Here is a 5,222-nt window from a genome sequence, read left to right on the forward strand (position 1 = left end):
CTCGACCAAGGCCCACAACTCGTCCGAGACGACCCACGGACGCAACTCCCCTTTGCGCACGAACCGTTCAACGACCCAAGCCGCCGAACGTCACACTGCCAAAGATCGTTCTGTTAGGACCACTAAGTCGTACGGTCGCGCGGCGAGCTTCAAGGCGACCTTGTCCGGCGGCAGCGCGTACGTCCGCGCCTCAGTCCACACCCGGCAGTAGGTCGACGAACCGACCAGGCCGCCAAGCTCGTTCGTGAAGACCTGTCCGTCCGCCGCGACGCCGAACTCCTCAATGTGCGCCTTGAGGATGGCCATCAGCTCAGACGGGATGGGACAGGCCGGGGCCTGATCCAGTACCTCGACTCATACGTACGCGAGGTTCTGCACGCCCGCAGCGCCGAACAGGTTCGTCGCGCGCTCTTCTCGACTGTTGCCGAGGGAACGCTCTTGGCCGCGCGGATGGGCCACGACTCCGGCCACCACGGCTTAACCCAGCGCTACTTCGTCCAGGCCTTACGCCTTGCCCAGACCGCCGAAGACCGACGGCTTGCCGGAAGCATCCTCTCCGCGATGAACCTCCAGGCGACCTTCCTTGGCCGCTTCACCGAAGCCGCCAATCTCGCCCGCGCCGCCCTCCTCGGCACCGAACGGCACAGAACCGCAACCATGACCGCCCAGTCCCGCGCCATGGAAGCCCGTGCCCTCGCCCGGCTTGGCGAAGAGGCCAGCTGTTCCGCCGCCCTGTCCAAGGCAACGTCGATCCTCGACCGGCAGAACACGAGCGAAGACCCGGAATCCATCAACTACTTCGACAACGCGGAGCTGTCCGCCGAGTTCGGCCACTGCTTCCGCGACCTGAAGCAGCCCGGGCAGGCCACCGCATACGCGGAGCTGTGTCTCGGCGGCACGGACGGCTCGTACATCCGCTCCGATTTCTTCGCCACCATGGTCTTGGCGGACTCGCTCCTAGACCGCGGAACTGGCCTGCCGCGCCGCCTTGGACGCACTCGACCTCAGACCCCAACTCGAGTCCGCCCGATGCGTCGCGTACCTCACCGAGTTCCGGGCCCGTCTCGATCGCTACTGCGGAACCACCACCGTGGCCGACTTCCGGGAGCAGGCGACCAGCCACCGTCTCTGGCAGCTCAGCGCCTGACCGCCAGTCTTCTCTATGCCTGAACCGCCCTGAGCGTGAAGTGGCTGGATGCCACGACAGCCATCATGAACAGCCCCGGGTTGACCAATCCCTTGCGTTCGCGCTGGATCAGGAAGGCGACTAGCGCGAAGAAGCCGGCCAACAGCTCAATGAAAATCGCGCCGCCCAAGGCTCCTTGGTTCAACGTGTCCCGCGCGTACTCGTATCGGAACTGCGGGAGGAAGATTCCGGCCACGTACAGCACAGCACTGAGGATCAGGCACAAGCGCGCCACGACCAGGCTGTACTTGGATGCAGCCTCTACATCAGCACTCACACGCGGCCCCATGGTCGACAGCTCAAAACGGCTTCCAACCAAGTCGGTCCCCACCAGACCGCAAATCCGAGAGGCGCCGGCCCAGCTCCGCATCCGCCTGTTCGCTGTGTCCGGCGTTCTGCGCGAGCCAGACCACCATGGTCATTTCACGGATGTCCGCGAGTACCGGGTATCCGTACCAGTTCATGACGTCGAAGCCGTAGGCCCGCGCGAACGCTTCGTACTTGGTCCGCGTGTGCCAGCCGAAGCGCTCGTAGTGCATCGCCGTCGCGACCAGGTCCCACTCGCGCGGCCCCAGCGCGACGCCGTCCAGGTCGATCAACACCGCCCGGCCCGCATCGTCCAGCAGCGCGTTCCTCACGCTGGCATCCCCATGGATCATCCCGAACGGCAGCACGAACTCCAAGGCGTCGTACCGCTTCGCCAGCGACTCCGCCCGCTGCCGCAGGAACTCCCGGTCATCGTCCGCCAGGCCCACCAGCTCACCGAGCCGCCGCATCGTCGGCCCCAGCGGATCGACGTACGGCAGCCCCAGCGACTCCGGCTCCTCAAGCCAGTGCAGCCGCCGCATCAGCTCTGCGAACTCCACCACCCCGGCGTACCGTTCCTCGCCGGCCACCAACCGCCAGAAGGTCACCACCCGACCACCGACAACGACAGGTTGCCGAACGCCAGCCACCAGCCGCACCGCCGGATACCCAGTCTCCTCCAGCCACCGAGCCACCCCGACCGTCCGCGTCTGCTCCGCCAGCTCCACAGCAGACCGCCCGATCCGCACGACCACCGACCCAGCCAGCCGGAACACCGCGTTCGAGCCGAGCCGCAGCAGCTCCGCCCCGGCGTCCTCCAACCCGGCTCCGGCGCAGGCCTCAGCTAGGACCGCAGTCGCACTCTCCGCTGTGAACGCTGCCCCAGACTCCCCGCTGCCCGTCATACCGCGAAGCTACAACGCTTGATCCGCAGCCACATAGACCAGAGGCGCAGGGCAGCATGCGGTCCGTGGACGCGTACCGCGCCGATCGGCCTGCCGGCCGATCCGGGGGAAGTTCCGTCCTTCCCCCGACCCCCCTACGCGGTTCGTGACGATGCGTACCACTTGGCCCGCCTCCCGGACTTGGGTGCCCCCGGTCGCGGCCGGAGTGCCACTCGACCACACGTGGCGAAGTCCCGGACAGATCAACTGCCGAATTGTTCTCTACTGGATCAAGGGCGCGCCGCGAGCGGCGCGCCTCCGCCTGGGCTGGAGGGCCCCGCCGCGCGTGCGGCGTGGCCGCCGGTCACGGCGGGGCCCTCCAGCCCGATCCGCGGACACGATACAAAGGATGACAGGGGATGCCCGATCCGGCGTGAGCTACGGACTGAAGGTGTCCCGCTGTCGTGGTGCCGCATGTCACGCTTGCCGGATGCGGATTGAGATCGACGGGGTCGGGATGGTTCCGAGCTTCTGCGAGGTCAACGAGTTCGTGACTGAGGGCAACATCGCGTGGGTGCTTGAGGAGCCGTACTACCTTCGCAATGGTGACCGTGTGCTGATGACCGATGAGGGCGCAACCGTTGAGGACTCGACGGGGGAGCGGTACGTACTCCCAGGCTCTTGGCAGTTCCGCTGCGGCTTGATGCAGGCGTGGGAGCCAGGAGGGGAGCCAACGGGGCCGGATGACGTCGAACCGATCCAGACAGGCTCGGACGATGCATGGTCGTTGACCTGGGCAGATGGACGGCAGGGGACGGCCGCGGACGGGGCTTGATCAGCTACGGATCAAGAGGTCGCAGTTGCATGCCGCGTTTCACGCCCCGCGGCCCGAAGCTGGTGGGCCCCGAGTCAGACGCCGAACGGGCAAGTGTCGGTCGGACTGGCTAGGGTCTGCATCGCTGGGTTGGGCTCGACGCTGAATGCGTCAGCTCTTCTGCTGCTCCATCTCATGTCCTCGTTCGTCTTCAACTACGCCGCTGATTGCCTTTCCGATCGCTGGCGCAACCGGGCCAGCAAGAAGGAGGTGGTGCGTATGACCGACGTGACCATGAAGGACGTGCTGCGTCGCGCCGCCAAGGCGCTTCTCGGTTCCCTGGGCGGGGTTGTTCCACTCGCCATCGGAGCAGCGTCGAGCCGAGTCCAGCACTAACGTTGCGCATGCCAGATGGAGCCGTTAACGGCGGTCAACTTGGGCATTGGAGCGGCGCGTTCGGGTTGATCGTTTGCTGCTAAGGCGCAGGTCAGGGGACGGATTGTTCGGTTCGTTTCCTTGATTTCCAAGCTCAGGGCGCCAGTCCGAGAGTCGTTGCCGGGGGCGCACATGACCTGACGGCCGTGACCGAGGCGCGCTCGTTCCAGCGTGGTGACGTTGCGCTGCCCTGCGCGCGAACCCCTGGCATGCCGGCGACCGGGGTGCGTGGTGCAGTTCCGCCGGCCCCGAAGCGCCGCGACCCCCTTGAGGTTGATTGGGCAACATTCGGTAACCCCCCGACAGTTGAGGGGAGGGTCCGGTAGATCTGTGTGGGTGGATACCTCAATAGCCGACCAGACAACCCCTGAGGACGACGAGACCCCCTCCGTCACCGATAGGGCGAAGCGCCTGTTCACGAGGCACCGGAAGAGCATCATCAGCGGCGCGGCCCTTGTCATCGCGGCTGGTGCGTACGCCATTCTTGCCAAGGGGCAGGAGGACGCCGCCGACGAGACCGAGGACCCCGCGGCTAGCCCGGAACCCATAGCCAGCGACCAGAAGCGCCGGTCCCCTGACAGGCACGAGGTGGTCTCGCACCAGAGGAGGACCCGAGACGGGTACATCACTGTTCGGTCTTATGAGCGAGGCAACTCCGCGGCCTGAACACGCCTCGAAGCAAGATCAGGTATAGGCGCGGTATGAGCTTGCACCACTAACTCGCGATCATGCCTCTGACCTGCGCACATACTCCAGGGCGCATCCGCGCTCCGGAGCCGTGTATTCACGCGGTCTTGCGGACGCCCTGTGTCCGTACTGAGGTTGTGGGTTTTTCAGCCCCACCACTCAATGCAGCCGTCGTCGGTGAGCACTGGGAGCTCCATCAGCGGGAAGTAGTCGGGGCCGTGGCTCTCGAGGGTGTCCGCGACGGCGTGGAGCCAGGTTCCGAGGCTGGGCCAGCCGGTGAAGACGCCGAGCTCAGTGTGGTGCGCCCAACCAATGTGGCCGTACCAGAAGCCGGGGGCGGTCTCGATGAAGTGGTGGTCAGTGGGGAGGCCCGAGAACGGGATCCAGGTCGGCTGCCACCAGAGTTCGAGTTCGGAGTCGCCATCGATTCCTCTCACACGTGATTCCGCGTAGCAAGCGATTGCGTCCGTCGAGTAGAGGATGCCGCAGGGCAGCAAGCCGACGGCGCTTGAGTCACCATTGTGGATGGCTAGCGAGGCACGGAGGTCGTCAGGAAACCGCAGGCCTGTTCGGTTCTCGGCTTCGGCGATCGCGGATTGTGATGCCGGCGGGTTCAACTCCGCGTAGCTGCGCGGGGCGTGCGTGGCCAGCCAGGCGTCGATGCGGGCCCAGGACTCGGCGACGCTGCCGAAAATGATGTCCATTCCGCGGCGAGGTCCGTCAATACTCATGCGCAGATCATCCGGCCGAGGTGCGACAACGTGAAGACGCGGCGGTGTTGGACTGCGCTTGCTCCGCTTTGACGGACACCGTCGTTGTGTTGTTCAGGCGGCTGTGAGGGCGGTTTCGTATTCGACGGGTGTGCGGTAGCCGAGGCTGCTGTGGAGCCTGCGGATGTTGTACCAGGCCT

8 protein-coding genes are annotated in these 5,222 nt (G+C 65.8%); 4 read left to right on the plus strand and 4 right to left on the minus strand.

The window, feature by feature from the left end; translation table 11 throughout:
* Nucleotides 1-90: 90 nt before the first annotated feature.
* Nucleotides 91-306 carry a hypothetical protein gene (locus LZ495_RS43520; RefSeq protein ID WP_372498735.1) on the minus strand — a complete coding sequence of 72 codons (216 nt, stop codon included), beginning with the start codon at nt 304-306 and terminating at the stop codon, nt 91-93.
* Here LZ495_RS43520 and LZ495_RS43525 point away from each other — a divergent pair.
* A complete protein-coding gene (locus LZ495_RS43525) occupies nt 286-1,170 on the plus strand; it encodes an NsdA family TPR-like regulatory protein (RefSeq protein WP_235058847.1) in 885 nt (294 codons plus the stop codon). The genes LZ495_RS43520 and LZ495_RS43525 overlap by 21 nt on opposite strands.
* Here LZ495_RS43525 and LZ495_RS43530 read toward each other — a convergent pair.
* Both LZ495_RS43530 and LZ495_RS43535 read right to left on the minus strand, forming a co-directional pair.
* Nucleotides 1,161-1,463, minus strand: a complete 303-nt coding sequence (locus LZ495_RS43530; protein WP_235058848.1) for a hypothetical protein — start codon at nt 1,461-1,463, stop codon at nt 1,161-1,163. The genes LZ495_RS43525 and LZ495_RS43530 overlap by 10 nt on opposite strands.
* Nucleotides 1,464-1,485: 22 nt before the next feature.
* Nucleotides 1,486-2,313 carry a phosphotransferase enzyme family protein gene (locus LZ495_RS43535; protein WP_268824097.1) on the minus strand — a complete coding sequence of 276 codons (828 nt, stop codon included), beginning with the start codon at nt 2,311-2,313 and terminating at the stop codon, nt 1,486-1,488.
* 553 nt (nt 2,314-2,866) lie between these two features.
* Here LZ495_RS43535 and LZ495_RS43540 point away from each other — a divergent pair.
* The 3 genes from LZ495_RS43540 to LZ495_RS43550 all read left to right on the plus strand — a co-directional run bounded on the left by LZ495_RS43540 (nt 2,867) and on the right by LZ495_RS43550 (nt 4,291).
* Nucleotides 2,867-3,211: a hypothetical protein gene (locus LZ495_RS43540; RefSeq protein WP_235058850.1), complete on the plus strand. Its 345-nt coding sequence runs from the start codon at nt 2,867-2,869 to the stop codon at nt 3,209-3,211.
* 129 nt (nt 3,212-3,340) lie between these two features.
* Nucleotides 3,341-3,586: a hypothetical protein gene (locus LZ495_RS43545; protein ID WP_235058851.1), complete on the plus strand. Its 246-nt coding sequence runs from the start codon at nt 3,341-3,343 to the stop codon at nt 3,584-3,586.
* A gap of 375 nt (nt 3,587-3,961) precedes the next feature.
* Complete coding sequence (locus LZ495_RS43550) at nt 3,962-4,291, plus strand: hypothetical protein (protein WP_235058852.1); 330 nt, start codon at nt 3,962-3,964, stop codon at nt 4,289-4,291.
* Nucleotides 4,292-4,458: 167 nt separating this feature from the next.
* Here the strand turns inward: LZ495_RS43550 and LZ495_RS43555 are convergent, their stop codons facing one another.
* Nucleotides 4,459-5,043 carry an SMI1/KNR4 family protein gene (locus LZ495_RS43555; protein WP_235058853.1) on the minus strand — a complete coding sequence of 195 codons (585 nt, stop codon included), beginning with the start codon at nt 5,041-5,043 and terminating at the stop codon, nt 4,459-4,461.
* Nucleotides 5,044-5,222: the final 179 nt, after the last annotated feature.

This window comes from Yinghuangia soli, from assembly GCF_021502675.1.
In the GTDB taxonomy this organism is placed as follows: domain Bacteria; phylum Actinomycetota; class Actinomycetes; order Streptomycetales; family Streptomycetaceae; genus Yinghuangia; species Yinghuangia soli.

What these genes read in the sequence shown, in the direction of transcription:
- LZ495_RS43520 (WP_372498735.1), bottom strand. Translation starts at nt 306, where the DNA reads ATGGCCATCCTCAAGGCGCACATTGAGGAGTTCGGCGTCGCGGCGGAC.
- LZ495_RS43540 (WP_235058850.1), top strand. Translation starts at nt 2,867, where the DNA reads ATGCGGATTGAGATCGACGGGGTCGGGATGGTTCCGAGCTTCTGCGAG.
- LZ495_RS43555 (WP_235058853.1), bottom strand. Translation starts at nt 5,043, where the DNA reads ATGAGTATTGACGGACCTCGCCGCGGAATGGACATCATTTTCGGCAGC.